The following is a 15326-nucleotide window of genomic DNA, read 5'->3' on the forward strand; positions in this document are numbered from 1 at the left end:
GGGGCTGATCGCGGCCGCAGAAAGCCGCCATTTGCAGGCCAGCATGAGGTGAATATCGACGGACCCTGACCGCCTGTCGCGGAAGTGTCATCGATCCGTCATCGCTTTGAAATGTGGTTCCCGCAAATCAGGTGGCTTCCATTCGAACAGGAGACGCCACCCGTGCCCCGCCATTCCGCGCTTTTCGTCCTGACGGCAGCGCTTGCTGCCTCCGTTTCGCTGCCGGCCCATGCCGACATGATGTTCAACCGGGTCGCGAGCTTCGCGGTCGCCGGAAACCTCCCGGCGGACGTCGAGAAGACCACGCCGACTTCGTCCGAGATCATCGCGGCGAGCGAAGACGGCATGACGCTGGTCTATTCCGACAGCCCGCTCGGTGCGGTCGGCTTCATCGACATCGCCGATCCCAAGGCGCCCAAGGCCGGCGGCATCGTCAAGATCGACGGCGAGCCGACCTCGGTTGTGGTCATCGGCGGCAAGGTGCTGGCCGGCGTCAACACGTCGGAGAGCAAAGCCAAGCCTTCGGGCAACCTTACTATCATCGACCTCGCCTCCAAGGCGATCGAAAGCACCTGCGACCTCGGCGGCCAGCCGGACTCACTGGCATTCAGCAAGGACGGCAAGTTCCTGGCCATCGCCATCGAGAACGAGCGCGACGAGGATCTGAACGACGGAGAAATTCCGCAGATGCCGGCGGGCGACCTCAAGATCTTCACGCTGGCCGAGGGCCAGCCTGACTGCGCGACGATGAAGACCGTCAACCTGGCGGGCATTGCCGAAGTCGCGGCGGAAGATCCGGAGCCGGAATTCGTCGCCTTCAACGAGGCCGGCGAGATAGCAGTCACACTGCAGGAAAATAACCACATCGCCATCGTCAACGCCGAGACCGGCGCGATCGTCACGCACTTCACCGCAGGCTCGGTCGCGCTGGACAAGATCGACACCAAGAAGAACGGCGCTCTGTCCTTCGATGGCAAAATGGAAAACGTCGCGCGCGAACCCGACGCCGTGAAATGGCTCGACAATGACCGCCTCGTCGTCGCCAACGAAGGCGACTACAAGGGCGGCTCGCGCGGCTTCACAATCTTCAGCAAGAAGGGCGAGGTTCTCTACGAATCCGGCCCATCCTTCGAGTACCAGGTCGCCAATGCCGGCCATTATCCCGACGCCCGCAACAAGAAGGGCATCGAGCCGGAGGGTCTCGAAACCAGCACGTTCGGCGAAGACAGACTGATTTTCGTCACTTCGGAGCGTGGCTCCGTTGTCGGCGTCTACAAGGACACGGGTGCGGAGCCTCAGTTTGTCCAGATCCTGCCGTCCGGCATCGCTCCGGAAGGCCTGGTCGCGATCCCGTCGCGCAATCTCCTGGTCACCGCCAACGAGGCCGACCTGGTCGAGGACGGGCTCGCCCGCTCGCACGTGATGATCTACGAGCGCTCCGAGGGTCCCGCCACTTACCCGATGATTACGGCAAAGCTCACGGCAGACGGCGCGCCGCTCGGCTGGGGTGCGCTTTCGGCGCTCGCGGCCAGCGACACCGCCGGCAAGCTGTTCGCAGCGTCGGACTCGTTCTATGCCAACGCGCCCTCGATCTTCGAGATCGATGCCACGCAGACGCCGGCGCTGATCACCGGCAAGACCATCGTCACGCGTGGCGGCCATCCCGCACAGAAGCTCGACATCGAAGGTATTGTCGCCGACGGTGAAGGCGGCTTCTGGCTGGCCAATGAAGGCGATCCGGCAAAGCTCGTCCCGCACGCTATCCTGCGCGTCGACGACAAGGGCGAGATCAAGCAGGAAATCGGCTTCCCGACAGAATTGCTCGCTCATCAGAGCCGCTTCGGCCTCGAAGGCATCACCACCATTGGCGAGGGCGACGACCTGACGTTGGTGATGGCGGTGCAGCGCGAATGGGCCGACGATCCGAAGGGCCAGGTCAAGCTTTTGGCCTACAAGCCGCAGGCCAAGGAATGGTCGGCAGTGCGCTATCCGCTCGAAGCGACCGAAGCTGGCTGGATGGGGCTGTCGGAGATCACCGCGCATGACGGCAAGCTCTACATCCTCGAACGCGACAACCAGATTGGCGACCTGGCCAAGGTGAAGCGCATCTATTCGGTGGCGCTCGACGCCTTCAAACCGGCCAAGCTCGGTGGCGAACTGCCGTTGGTCGAAAAGACGCTGGTGCGCGACATCGTCGGCGACCTGAAATCAGCCACCAACGGCTATGTCATCGACAAGGTCGAAGGTTTCACCATCGACAAGAACGGCGATATCTTCGTCGCCACCGACAATGACGGCGTCGACGATTCTTCCGGCGAAACGCTGTTTTTACGCTTGGGCAACATCAGCGCCGTGAACTGAGGGTGTTATATGGAGCGTCCCCCTCATCCGTCCGCTTCACGGCCACCTTCTCCCCGCTGGGGAGAAGAGGCTGGCATCAACGCTGGCGAACTCCTCTCCCCTTGGGGAGAGGTCGGATTGCCCCGAATTGCCCTTCGCAATTTGGTTGGCAATCCGGGTGAGGGGGGCACTTCCGCGAAGCCGGGCGTGGCACGGTCGCTTAGCCAGCGCGCGACGTCTTCCCTGACGGGACATAGACAGGTCTTCGCTGCGGCTGGTTTCGTCGGTGGCATCCGCGGCCGTTTCCACAAGACCCAAGCCGCAGCACATCGGTTGCGGCGTAGCTAGGGCACCTCTACATATTCCGCCAGGCTGACCCCTTTGGGCACATCCAGCCCATCGGCATGCAAGCCTTCGATATGAAAGCGTATTGCGTCGCGAATTTCGGTTTCCACGTCAGGAACCGACGCGCCGGTCGCGATGCAGCCGGGCAGGTCCGGCACGTACGCGGAAAAATTGTTTCCGGCTTTTTCGATCACCACCGCGTAGCGCATGTCATCACTCCTTTAAACCGGACTGCTTGAGGATGCTATTCAGTGTTCCCGGTGCAACCTCTTCAGACGGCTTGCCGGCCACGGTGACGCGGCCGGCTTTGATTTCATGCTTAATATTGGCGATGACTGCCTTTAGTTGCAACCAGATACCAGCTGTCGGTTTCCAGCAGGCGAATGACTTCGCGGACCGTAAGCCGAGGTGGCATCGGTCCTCAGCTGCACCCGCTCGTCGAGCCGCAGGTGTCGCACTTCTCGCACGTGCCGTTCCGCACCATCGTAAAATTGTGGCATTCCGAGCATTCGTTGCCGGTGTAGCCCTGCATCAAGGATTGCTGACGCCTTGTAGCGGCAAGCGCTTTCGCCTCGGCCGCCTCCTGCACGGCGGCATCGGTGAACAGGCCCGAAGCCTCTTCGGCTTCCTCGTAGACGATATCCTCGACCAGTTCCCTGGCCCGCTCCTCATAGTCACGCTTATAGGCGATCGCTTCGTCGCTGGCCGGCTTCAGCGCCAGCACATTGGAGCCTGAGAACGCCGTCGGCGCCGAGCGAGTGGGGGCGGGAGAGGGACTTGAACCGCCAAACCCCTTAGGGTCGGCGCTCATTCCCGACACCAGTTTGACCGGCGAGACGCCGCGCGTCAGCCCCTTCGAGAACGGCGTCGCCTTGCCTTCGTTGATGCCGCGGCCAAGTGCGGTCTTGTCGAAATCCGACTGGTCGACATGAGCGAGGTCGTGGCGTTCGAGATAGGAAACCGCAAGTTCGCGGAACACATAGTCGAGGATCGACGTGGCGTTCTTGATGGCGTCGTTGCCCTGCACCATGCCGGCAGGTTCGAACTTGGTGAAGGTGAAGGCTTCGACATATTCCTCGAGCGGCACGCCATACTGCAGGCCGAGCGAGATGGCGATGGCGAAGTTGTTCATCATCGCCCGGAAGGCGGCACCTTCCTTGTGCATGTCGATGAAGATTTCGCCGAGACGACCGTCATCGAATTCGCCGGTGCGCAGATAGACCTTGTGGCCGCCGACGACCGCTTTCTGGGTATAGCCCTTGCGGCGGTTCGGCAGCTTTTCGCGGTCGCGGTAGAGCCGTTCGACGACGCGTTCGACGATCTTTTCAGTCACCTGCACGGCGCGCTGTGAAGCCGGCGCCGCAATCAGCTGCTCGACGGCCTCGTCCTCGTCGTCTTCGACGTCGGCAAGCAGTGAGGCGTTGAGCGGCTGGGAAAGTTTCGAGCCGTCGCGATAGAGCGCGTTGGCCTTCAGCGCCAGCTTCCACGACAGCATGTAGGCGCCCTTGGCGTCTTCCACCGTCGCGTCGTTCGGCATGTTGATGGTTTTGGAAATGGCGCCGGAGATGAAGGGCTGGGCCGCCGCCATCATCTGGATGTGGCTGTTGATCGACAGCGAACGCTTGCCGATCTTGCCGCACGGGCTGGCGCAGTCGAACACCGGCAGATGTTCTGCTTTCAGAAATGGTGCTCCCTCGAGGGTCATCGCACCGCAGACATGGATGTTGGCGGCCTCGATGTCCTTCTTCGAGAAGCCCAGCGCCGGCAGCATCTCGAACGAGAAATCGTTGAGCTGCTCGTCGGTGAAGCCAAACGTCTCCTTCACCCAGTCGGCACCAAGCGTCCACTGGTTGAAGACGAACTTGATGTCGAAGGCCGATTTCAACGCTGCGTTGAGTGCCGCGATCTTGTCGTCGGTAAAACCCTTGGCCTTGAGCGAGCCGGGGTTGACGGCGGGCGCCTGGTTCAGATTGCCGTGGCCGACCGCATAGGCTTCGATCTCGGCGATCTGGCTTTCCGAATAGCCAAGCGTGCGCAGCGCTTCCGGAACGGCGCGGTTGATGATCTTGAAATAGCCGCCGCCGGCCAGCTTCTTGAACTTGACCAGCGCGAAGTCGGGCTCGATGCCGGTGGTGTCGCAATCCATGACCAGGCCGATCGTGCCGGTCGGCGCGATTACGGTCGCCTGCGCATTGCGGTAGCCATGCTCCTCGCCGAGCTCGATGGCGCGATCCCAGGCAGCCTTGGCATGGGCGGCAAGCTCCGGCTGCTTCAGGTCGGAGGCGACCAGCGGCACCGGGTTGACGGCGAGTTTTTCGTAGCCGTCCCTGTCGCCATAGGCGGCACGGCGGTGATTGCGCATGACACGCAGCATGTTCTGCGCATTGCGGTCGTAATCGGGGAAAGCGCCGAGCTCGGCGGCCATTTCGGCCGAGGTGGCATAGGCCGTACCGGTCATGATCGCGGTGAGTGCTGCGCAGATGGCGCGGCCCTCGTCGGAATCATAGGGAATGCCTGATGTCATCAGCAGGCCGCCAATATTGGCGTAGCCGAGGCCGAGCGTGCGGTATTCGTAGGAGAGCTTGGCGATCTCCTTCGACGGGAACTGCGCCATCATGACGGAAATTTCCAGCACCATGGTCCACAGCCGAACCGTGTGCTCGTAGGCGGATATATCGATGCTGCCGTCCGCGTTGCGATAGGGCAGCAGATTGATCGACGCCAGATTGCAGGCGGTGTCGTCGAGGAACATGTATTCCGAGCACGGGTTAGACGCCCGGATCGCGCCGGCCGCGGCGCAGGTGTGCCAGTCGTTCATCGTCGTGTTGAAGTGCAGGCCCGGATCGGCCGACGCCCAGGCGGCATAGCCGATCTTTTCCCACAAATCCCGGGCCTTCAGCGTCTTCAGCACCTTGCCGTCCTTGCGGGCGGTGAGGTGCCAGTCGGCATCCTCTTCGACGGCGCGCAGGAAATCGTCTTTCAGCGAGACCGAATTGTTGGAGTTCTGGCCCGAAACGGTGAGGTAGGCGTCCGAATCCCAGTCGGTGTCGTAGGTCTTGAACGACATCGAGGTGTAGCCCTGCTTGGCGAACTGGATGACGCGGTAGATGTAGTTCTCCGGCACGCCGTCCTTCTTGGCTGCCTTGATCTCGCGCTTCAGCGCGGTGTTGATCGCCGGGTCGAAGCAATCGTCGTCCTGGCCTTCGCAGTTGATGCAGGCCTTCATGATCGCTTCGAGGCGCTTCTTGACGATCTTGGAGCCGGTGACCAGCGAGGCGACCTTCTGCTCCTCATTGACCTTCCAGTCGATGAATTCCTCGATATCGGGATGGTCGGCGTCGACGATGACCATCTTTGCGGCGCGGCGCGTCGTGCCGCCCGACTTGATGGCGCCCGCCGCGCGGTCGCCGATCTTGAGGAAGCTCATCAGGCCGGACGAGCGGCCGCCGCCGGACAATTTTTCGCCTTCGCCGCGCAGGAACGAGAAATTGGAGCCGGTGCCGGAGCCGTATTTGAACAGGCGCGCTTCACGCACCCACAGGTCCATGATGCCGCCTTCGTTGACGAGATCGTCCTGCACGCCCTGGATGAAGCAGGCATGCGGCTGCGGATGCTCGTAGGAAGACTTCGACTTGGTCAGCTTACCGGTGAACGGGTCGACATAGAAGTGACCCTGGCTCGGGCCGTCGATGCCATAGGCCCAGTGCAGGCCGGTGTTGAACCATTGCGGCGAGTTCGGCGCCACGCGCTGGGTGGCCAGCATATAGGCAAGCTCGTCGCGGAAGGCGCGCGCGTCTTCCTCCGACTTGAAGTAGCCGCCCTTCCAGCCCCAATAGGTCCAGGTGCCGGCAAGGCGGTCGAAGACCTGGCGGGCGTCGATTTCGGAGCCGTAGCGCTCGGCCTCCGGCAGTCTTGCCAGTTCGGCCTCGTCGGCGACGGAGCGCCACAGGAAGGAGGGGACGTCATTCTCCTCGACCTTCTTCAGCCGAGCCGGCACGCCGGCCTTGCGGAAATATTTCTGCGCCAGGATGTCGGCGGCAACCTGGCTGAACTGCGCCGGCACATCGATATTGTCCAAGCGGAACACCACCGAGCCATCCGGATTCTTGATCTCCGAAAGCGCCTTGCGGAATTCGATCTCCGCATAAGCCGATTGCCCCTGCCTGGTGAAACGACGCTCGATGCGCATTGGTCCTATCCCTTTGTGTGTCTACATATAGCGCTTTTCCCAGGGGATTTCTGCCCCCTTTGCGAAACGCGCATGTCCGCCGTCTGCCGGCGTTCGAAAACGGCCGGCTCCTCTTCACAGGCTCCGCCCGCCCTGTTGGTCGAACTCCTTGCGAAGTAGCCGTCCAACGCGCCGACGAACCCTGCGGGTCCCTCAAAACTGAAACTTCTTTGCGACTCCCTCAATCGAGGGACTTTCACATTATCTAGCGTCGAACCTACCTGCAAACACTAAATATAGTGTTAACAGACAATTTATTCCAGTCCGACATTTTTCCCTTTCGTCCCCAAAGACCCCACAACCCCAACGCTTCCGCCGGCCTCGTAAACAGGCGGAAATGCGGCCAAAACGCACATAATCCGGGAAAAAGACCGGGCTCAGAACTTTCCGGTCGCACTCTCAACAGGAGCGCATGGCCTATAAAAGGCGACTCGTTTTGCGCCGTCAAGGATTCGTTTGCGTAGCTTTTGTGACCCCAACATCTTGTGTGTCACATATGTGGATAACGGGGATAGAAAGTTGGCCCACAGAATTTCGATTTTGCCCACGCGCGGGCAATTCGTCCGCAATTAAGACATGGCTAAGACATGGCAAGCCGGAGTTGCCAATCGATTCCCTGACTTCACCAGCAGAACATCGCCGGCGATGCACGGCAAATGCGCGGCTTTGGCCGTGCGTCCTAGTGGTGAAATCCTGACGCTTGGTACCGTGTGTGAAAAGTGGAAATGGGTGGTTTCGTGCGGTTCGATTGCCGACTGGAAACGAGCAACCAGCGACAGAAGCGGATGTAGCCTTGGCGGGGTCAGATTTCAGGTTCCGGAAAGCGCGTGGTTAGCGAAGTCCATCGCTGTCTTCAGACCCATTGTCCCTCCGGCCCGCCCGTGAACTTCTCGCCATGGATGTAGCTGTTGCGCACCCGGCACACGCCATTGATCACCAGTTGCGCGACGTTGGCCAATGGTGCCGGGTTTGGCGGCGACCGTTGCATATTGGCCAAAAGCCGCCGGGGTGGGTGGCCGATCAGAGTCTTCGCAATCTCTGTCGCCACAACATGCTCGAAAAATGCGCCACCCAGATCCTTGGCGAACAGATCCCAGTCCGCCTCCGCGACCTGTCTTTACGCAGGTAGCTCAATCGGCATTGTGGGTTTACATCGGCAGCCAAGCCCCTAGTTTTAGAGTTTCGCGCCGCGCACCTTAGTGCGTGGATGATCGAAAACGGGACCGTGAACTCTGGCCGGTCCCTCAAAAACTCCCAAAGGATGACTGCCATGACACAGGCCAAGAATGGCGACACCGTGCGCATCAATTATACTGGACGTCTAGCCGACGGCACTCAATTCGATTCTTCCGGCGGCGAGCCGTTGCAATTCAAGCTCGGTGAAGGGCAAGTGATCCCCGGCCTTGAAACCCATGTCGAGGGCATGGAGGTCGGCGCGAAAAGCACCGTCACCGTTCCCGCCGACGCCGCCTATGGCCCCCACCGCCCCGAAGCGATCATCACCGTCGACCGCGCCAGGGTGCCGGACAACATCAACGTCGATATCGGTACTCGATTGCAGGCCAGAACCCGCGAGGGGCGCCCCATGCAAGTGACGGTCGTCGGCGTCGACGACGCCAGCGTCAAGCTCGACGGCAATCATCCGTTGGCCGGAAAGGATCTGGTGTTCGACGTTGAACTGGTTGAGATCGTTCAGGCGGCGTAGGGTATCCATGTGGCCAAGGCCGTGGTGGCTATGATTTCGGGTGACGGACTTCCGCCGGAGGGTTTCGGCGGTGTGTCACCTGCCGCCCTGCTTTCCGCGCTTAGGCGATCGCCAAATCGTGCCGACATTCGTAAGGTTCGACACTGCATCTAATGCGACTTTCCGGCCACGAGTCGCTCAGTGGATGTCAGTGGCCAGCCTTCGAATTTCTCGTGCCCGGAATGCACAGGTAGCGCCAATTACTGACCTTCCGGCGCTTCTCCAGAGCCGCCCTTCGCGCTACAGCTTGAATCGGCCCTTTGCTGTCGTTCAGTTGCGAGCCTCGCATTACGCGATCTTATCTTTAGCGGCATTGCCGCCGCGCAGCGGCAATGCCCGGTCGGGTGTCTGCCAACTACTGGGCGCCGGGCGTCCATTCGGGCAGCGGCGCCAGGCTGCGGTTGAACTGCTTCCACCACATGGACTCATCTATCTCGCAGCAGGCGCGAAGCATGGCGTGCGCCTTCTCGAAAGCCTGGGTAGCGAGATCGTTGAACGTCATCTGCGCGTCGTACGGCACCGACACCACCAGTTCCTGACCGGTCTGTGTGCCGCCTTCGTCGACCTGAAGATAAAGCCAAACGACGAAATGCGCGCCGTGGCCGCTCGCGTCCGCATTGCCGATCTTGATGCGGTCGATACCTGCTGCGGTGACTTTCATGCGGGGACCCCTTCATTTCGAATTCACAGTGAATCCCGGAAGTCCGCAGCAATCAGAAAGGTTCCGTAACCGTCGTCCCTATGGTGAAGTATTGATAAAGAGCTGGTTGGGAACCCTCGACTTTCTTATGAACCTCGCATGGGTTGGTGAACCATCCAGAAACTAAACCAGGTCGCAAAGAGGTCTCCTTCGCGCCCAACAGCGGACGTTGTGTCGGCGGCCAAGTGAGGTATCGTCCAAATCCAACGTCCCGCAACACTGGAAATCGATACTTAGATCAATGCTTTCATTACGTCGCGTTTGCCGGTTTCTCATCTCTGTCGCGCTGACAATCGTGACCCAGATCGGTGGCCTTGCCTATCTTCTGGCTTTGCTCGCAACCCATGCTTTGGGCACGCGGCGCCTCGCGGCAAAATTTGGGATGTTCATCCGTTTCTACGCCGCTACAGCATTTGCAGCGAGTTTTGTTGCACCGATATTCGGGCGGGTTCCTCTGTCCTGCTTTCCGAACGAGAAGGTCCGTCTTGTCGTGAAGTCGCCGATCTATTGCTTGCTCAACCGTAACTACGTGGCGCCGCCCATGCATGATCTCGTCACGGCGCTTGCGGAAGATGTGGACCGCGAATTCCCTGGCACTGCCACAGTCGCACTGGATGGAAACTTTCCCTTTTGGGACGGTTTTCCGCTGCTTCCGCATCTTTCCCATGCCGATGGCAAGAAACTCGATCTCGCATTCTACTATAAGACCCCGCAAGGCAACTTCCTGAATGGCGCAGCGAGGTCCCCGATCGGGTATTTTGCCTTCGAGGAACCGGCGGCGGGCGACGAACAGCCCTGTGAAGGAAGGAACGACGTCATCACTGCGCGGTAGGATCTCGAGTGGCTGCAGCCATTCTTTCCCGCCTATCAAATCGAAAAGCGGCGCACGGCCTTCTCCCTCCATTGGCTTTCCACGAAAGGCGTCGAAAGGTTCGGCCTGGATAAGATCTTCCTGGAACCGCATATTAAGAATGCGCTGGGCACCACCGATAGCCAGATCCGGTTTCAGGGATGCCGCGCCGCCCGCCACGACGACCATATTCATATACAGATCAGGTAACCCCACAAGGTCATGCTGTGACGCAGAATCCATTCTGCGTCACGAGCAGACTTCGTCCGCTTCGGGCCGCAAGCGGCCTGACAGCTCACAGGACGAGGTCATTCAAAGCGGCCATTCCGCTTTCAATCTTTTGGAGGCCGTCCAACGCGGACCAACTGATCGACTGAGCCGGAACTCGTAGGCGAAGGCCTACGAGCTTGCGACGCCGATGAACCAGACCCCCAAGGCCGTCTCCTCACGACGGGGGCCGGCGATCCTGGGGAACGGGAACACCACGCCGGCGTTCGACGAGGCCCGCGCTCGTCATCCTTTTCCCGCTAGCCGTGGTGGAGTTTGTCTCGGAGACGCACACAAATGCCAGTGATGGTGTCAACCACCGAGCTGCGGCCATTGGCGGCAAGATAGTTGTCCGAACAGATAACCATGGTGAATTGGCTGAACGGCTCTGTAAGAAGGCGGTGTCCCTGTCCAGCGCCCACAAATGTGTCGGCACTCAAACCCGACCAGTGGAATAGCCGAGCCAGGTTTTCGACATCTGGCTTTTGTCCCTGCGCCATGAGGGTCAGTGTTGAAGCGCTGACTCCCGAAAGTTCAGCGACTTGCTTCCAGTTCAGTTTTCTATCCGACTTCTTTCGATCCAGCGCCTTCAAAAACGCCTGTGTGTTGAACTCAGATCGCGTCATCCAGTCCACTCTTTCAAACAAGGTATGAATTTATAACGACTTTCGAACTCGACGCACGAAGACGAGCCGTTTTGGAGAAAAGCACGCTCATACCGACCTAGGTCTCCCGTTCGGCTGTTCAACGTCGAGTAGCGGACCGCACTACATCTTCGTCCGTTCCGCCTTCGGATCATACATCGGCTTCAGCGATGCCTCGGCGGCAAAGCGCTCGCCGGCGATCTCGATCTCGTAGGATGAAGCCAGCACATCGGCCTCGCTCTCGCCCTGACAGGGCACATAGCCCAGCCCGATCGCGCCGCCGAGATAATGGCCGTAATTGCCTGAGGTGATCGGGCCGACGATCCTGCCGTCACGCAGGATCGCCTCATTGTGGAAGAGCAGGGGCTCGGGGTCCTTCAGGCGGAACTGGACCAGCCGGCGTGACAGGCCGGCTTCCTTTTTCTTGAAGACCGCGTCGCGGCCGATGAAGTCGCCCTTGGCTGTCTTCACTGCAAAACCGAGGCCGGCCTCCAGCACATTGTCCTCGTCGGTGATGTCGTGGCCGAAATGGCGAAAGGCTTTTTCGATGCGGCAGGAATCCTGCGTGTGCAGGCCACAGAGTTTGAGGCCGACATCGGCGCCGGCCTCGTCGATCGCCTCGAAGACATGGGCCGCCTGGTCGGTCGAGACATAGAGTTCCCAGCCGAGTTCGCCGACATAGGTGACGCGGTGGGCGCGGGCCAGCCCCATGCCGATCTCGATCTCCTGGAACGTGCCGAACGGGTTGGCTTCGTTGGAGAAATCGTTCGGGCTCAGCTTTTGAATCAGTTTCCGCGCGTCCGGCCCCATCAGGCAGAGCACGGCTTCGGCTGCCGTCACGTCGGTGACGACCACGAATTCATCGGTCAGATGCTTGCGCAGCCAGGCGAGGTCACGCTGCAACGTCGCGCCGGGCACGACGAGGAAGTAAGCCGTTTCGGACAAGCGCGACACCGTCAGGTCGCTTTCGATGCCGCCGCGCTGGTTGAGCATCTGGGCGTAGACGATCTTGCCCGGCCCCACGTCCATGTCGTTGGCGCAGAGCTTTTGCAGGAGGGCACAGGCGTCGCGGCCCTCGACACGGATCTTGCCGAACGAGGTCATGTCGAACAGGCCGACACCGTTCCGGACCGCCAGATGTTCGTCGCGCTGGTTGTCGAACCAGTTCTGCCGTTTCCAGGAATAGCGGTACTCGCGCTCCTGGCCGGGCCTAGCATACCAGTTGGCGCGCTCCCAGCCGGCGACTTCGCCGAACACCGCGCCGCGCGCCTTCAGATGTTCGTGGAGAGGGGAGCGCCTGATGTTCCGCGAGGTCGCCATCTGGCGGTACGGGAAATGGTCGGCGTAGAGCAGGCCGAGCGTCTCGGAGACACGCTCCTTCAAATAGCGGCGGTTCTTCTGGAACGGCTGAGCGCGGCGGATATCGACCTCCCACAGGTCGAACGGCGCCTCGCCATCATTGATCCATTGCGCCAGGGCCATGCCGGCGCCACCAGAGGAGACGATGCCGATCGAATTGTAGCCGGTCGCCATCCAGTAGCCGGAAAGCTCCGGCGCCTCGCCGAGATAGTAGCGATCGTCGGGCGTAAAACTCTCGGGACCGTTGAAGAAGGTGTGGATGCCGGCGCTGGCCAGCATCGGCATGCGGTTGACGCCCATTTCGAGGATCGGCTCGAAATGCTCGAAATCCTCCGGCAACTGGTCGAAGCAGAAATCCTCACGGATACCGTCCATGCCCCAGGGCTTGGCCACCGGCTCGAAGGCACCGAGCATCATCTTGCCGGCATCTTCCTTGTAGTAGGCGCATTCATCCGGCACGCGCAGCACCGGCAGGCGGCTCAAACCGGGGATCGGCTCGGTGACGAGATAGAAATGCTCGCAGGCGTGCAGCGGAATGGTGACGCCACTCTGGCGCCCGAGCTCGCGCGCCCACATGCCAGCGCAGTTCACGACGACGTCGGCCTCGACCATGCCTTGATCGTCGCCTTGCGCCCATGAAACGCCGGTGACGCGGCCATCCCTGGTATGGACCTTGGTGACCTTCACGTTCTCGACGACCGTCGCACCGCGCTGGCGCGCACCCTTGGCCAGCGCCATTGCGATGTTGGCCGGGTCGCATTGGCCGTCAAGCGGCAGATGCACGGCGCCGACCACATCGGAAATATTGAGATGCGGGTACATCTCCTTGACTTCGTTCGGTGAAATCTCGCGCACGTCGACATCGAAGGCGCGGGCGAGAGACGCCTGCCGGTAGATCTCGTGCTTGCGCTCCTCGGTCAGCGCCACGGTGATCGAGCCGACCTGGCGCATGCCGGTGCCGACATCGGTCTCGGCTTCCAGCTTGACGTAGAGATCGGCCGAATATTTCGCCAGCCGCGTCATGTTCTGCGAGCCGCGCAACTGGCCGATCAGGCCGGCGGCGTGCCATGTCGTGCCCGATGTCAGCTGCTTGCGCTCCAGCAGCACGATGTCGGTCCAGCCGAGCTTGGCCAAGTGATAGGCGACCGAACAGCCGGAGACGCCGCCACCAATGACCACGGCGCGAGCTTTGGACGGAATAATCAAGCGGTCTTACTCCCGTTACCAGACCAATCTATGTCGGATAAGCCGACGCCAGTACGAGCAACTACACCGGCCGCCGATGCACACTTCGGCCCACACGTCAGCCCGTTGTGCGACATTCGGGTCAGCGATCTCGTGACCATCCAATCCTGTAGACGCATCCTGTTTGCCTGCCTTCGACACTTTTGACGTAACCAAGCACCACGTCGTTCGTCGCGACGGCCTTCGAACCCCGGAAGTAAGGACCGTAGAGCGGAGAGGACTCCTCGAGCATAGTCGGACTTACCAGATTGATCCGACGATCTTCGCGAAGCTCAATTGCAGCACTTCGGACAAATCCCTCGAGCGCGCCATTGACCATCGCGGATGATGTTCCGAGCGATATCGGATCGTCGTTCGTTGGACCGGAGGTCAACGTGAACGATCCTTCCTCACGAAGGAATCTAAGCCCAAGTCTCACAAGGTTCACCTGCCCCATGAGTTTGCTTTGCAAGCCGATTGCGTATTGCTCGATGGTGAACTCCGCGAGCGGCGCGAAATGAACTTCGCCCGCTGTGCATATCAGAGCATCGAACTCGCCGATCTGGCTGAACATTCGACTTATGGACGAGGGATTGTCGATATCGACCTGGAAATCGCCGGTGCTTCGGCCGACAGCGATGACATCATGCCGCCTGCCGAGTTCGGCCGACACGGCTTTGCCGATCACGCCACTCGCACCAACATGAACGATTCTCACGAAGCCCTCGCCTTTCTTCGCCTTAGACGCCCAACGGTTCAAGCGAACGGCGAAGCTGCGCTTCCCGATCTGCCGATAGTTTTCTCAATGGGCTGCGAACATTTCCTGTTCCGTAGCCGCGCAGTTGCGCCGCTCGAAGTACTGACGGCGTATAGGGCGACCTCCAGATAAAGAGCAACGAGGGCAACATGCGCTGCCAGAGGGTTAGCGCCTGTTCGTATTCCTTGCGGTCCACCAATCTATATAGCTCGACCGCTTCAGAAGGCATGTAATTCGCACCACCCCATATGACGCCGCGTGCCCCGGCCATCAGTGCGTAAAGTGTGGTGGTGTCGCAGCCATTGAGGACCGTTCCGCTTGTCTGCAGGTATTCCTGATGGACAGTAAAGTCCCCTGCGCTGTCCTTGATGTAGTTAAAATTCTTCAACTGGCTCAGGCGCTCAAACAGCTGTGGTGAAACCGAAATGCCGGTGGCCTGTGGGATGTTGTAGCCGACCAGGTCGATACCTAATTCAGCATCGATTGCTTTGTAGAAGTCGAAGATTCCCTGCTCATCACTCGGACCCTCCAGGTAGGGTGGCAGTACCATCAATGCGTCGGCGCCGACGGACTCCGCGTGACGCGACCTTCTGATGACTTCGTCCATATTCAAAGCGGAGGTCTGGCAAATGACGTTGCAGCGACCAGCTATTCGCTTTGCGCCTACTTCGTAGAGGCGGTTGCACTCGGCCTCGGTAAGATAGGGGTGTTGCCCGGTCCCTGCGCCAAGCACCAGCCCTTGAACACCTGCCGCGACGTACTTCTCGATCAGATCCTCGAAAATCGAATAGTTGATCGCACCATTCTCATCGAACGGTGTTTGCATTGCCAGATTTATACCCTTCAGGTCCGCCATGATCTCTCTCGT

Annotated in this window: 11 protein-coding genes and 1 pseudogene; 3 read left to right on the top strand and 9 right to left on the bottom strand. The window is 60.3% G+C overall.

Annotated features, from left to right (window positions below; genetic code table 11):
• The first annotated feature begins 162 nt into the window (after positions 1–162).
• Positions 163–2361 (top strand): esterase-like activity of phytase family protein, encoded by a 2199-nt coding sequence (locus tag AC0L3L_RS12345; protein ID WP_473637742.1) that lies wholly within the window; start codon positions 163–165, stop codon positions 2359–2361.
• A gap of 323 nt (positions 2362–2684) precedes the next feature.
• Here AC0L3L_RS12345 and AC0L3L_RS12350 read toward each other — a convergent pair whose 3' ends face one another.
• The 4 genes from AC0L3L_RS12350 to AC0L3L_RS12365 form a co-directional block, all read right to left on the bottom strand.
• Complete coding sequence (locus AC0L3L_RS12350) at positions 2685–2894, bottom strand: type II toxin-antitoxin system HicB family antitoxin (RefSeq protein WP_473487947.1); 210 nt, start codon at positions 2892–2894, stop codon at positions 2685–2687.
• A 4-nt stretch (positions 2895–2898) separates the two neighbouring features.
• Positions 2899–2976, bottom strand: a complete 78-nt coding sequence (locus tag AC0L3L_RS12355) for a type II toxin-antitoxin system HicA family toxin (RefSeq protein ID WP_245265364.1) — start codon at positions 2974–2976, stop codon at positions 2899–2901.
• A gap of 130 nt (positions 2977–3106) precedes the next feature.
• Positions 3107–6874, bottom strand: coding sequence for a vitamin B12-dependent ribonucleotide reductase (locus AC0L3L_RS12360; protein ID WP_473637743.1), 3768 nt, complete (start codon positions 6872–6874; stop codon positions 3107–3109).
• Positions 6875–7766: 892 nt separating this feature from the next.
• Positions 7767–7961, bottom strand: a complete 195-nt coding sequence (locus AC0L3L_RS12365) for a hypothetical protein (protein WP_473637744.1) — start codon at positions 7959–7961, stop codon at positions 7767–7769.
• A gap of 222 nt (positions 7962–8183) precedes the next feature.
• Between AC0L3L_RS12365 and AC0L3L_RS12370 the strand changes: the two genes are divergently transcribed.
• Positions 8184–8618: an FKBP-type peptidyl-prolyl cis-trans isomerase gene (locus tag AC0L3L_RS12370; RefSeq protein ID WP_473637745.1), complete on the top strand. Its 435-nt coding sequence runs from the start codon at positions 8184–8186 to the stop codon at positions 8616–8618.
• Between the two features lie 394 nt (positions 8619–9012).
• On the opposite strand, the gene AC0L3L_RS12375 is transcribed toward AC0L3L_RS12370, so the two are convergent.
• Complete coding sequence (locus AC0L3L_RS12375; protein WP_473637746.1) at positions 9013–9318, bottom strand: hypothetical protein; 306 nt, start codon at positions 9316–9318, stop codon at positions 9013–9015.
• Positions 9319–9598: 280 nt separating this feature from the next.
• Here AC0L3L_RS12375 and AC0L3L_RS12380 point away from each other — a divergent pair.
• A pseudogene (locus tag AC0L3L_RS12380) lies at positions 9599–10417 on the top strand (hypothetical protein).
• A 317-nt stretch (positions 10418–10734) separates the two neighbouring features.
• Here the strand turns inward: AC0L3L_RS12380 and AC0L3L_RS12385 are convergent.
• The 4 genes from AC0L3L_RS12385 to AC0L3L_RS12400 all read right to left on the bottom strand — a co-directional run bounded on the left by AC0L3L_RS12385 (position 10735) and on the right by AC0L3L_RS12400 (position 15314).
• Entirely contained in the window at positions 10735–11100 is a 366-nt protein-coding gene (locus tag AC0L3L_RS12385; protein WP_473637747.1) for a helix-turn-helix domain-containing protein, read from the bottom strand.
• 141 nt (positions 11101–11241) lie between these two features.
• Entirely contained in the window at positions 11242–13683 is a 2442-nt protein-coding gene (locus AC0L3L_RS12390; RefSeq protein ID WP_473637748.1) for a GcvT family protein, read from the bottom strand.
• 121 nt (positions 13684–13804) lie between these two features.
• On the bottom strand, positions 13805–14461 hold the full coding sequence (locus AC0L3L_RS12395; protein WP_473637749.1) for a short chain dehydrogenase: 657 nt from the start codon (positions 14459–14461) through the stop codon (positions 13805–13807).
• Positions 14442–15314, bottom strand: coding sequence for a dihydrodipicolinate synthase family protein (locus tag AC0L3L_RS12400; RefSeq protein WP_473637750.1), 873 nt, complete (start codon positions 15312–15314; stop codon positions 14442–14444). The genes AC0L3L_RS12395 and AC0L3L_RS12400 overlap by 20 nt, the downstream gene beginning before the upstream one ends.
• Positions 15315–15326: the final 12 nt, after the last annotated feature.

The organism is Mesorhizobium sp. WSM4849, from assembly GCF_055811385.1.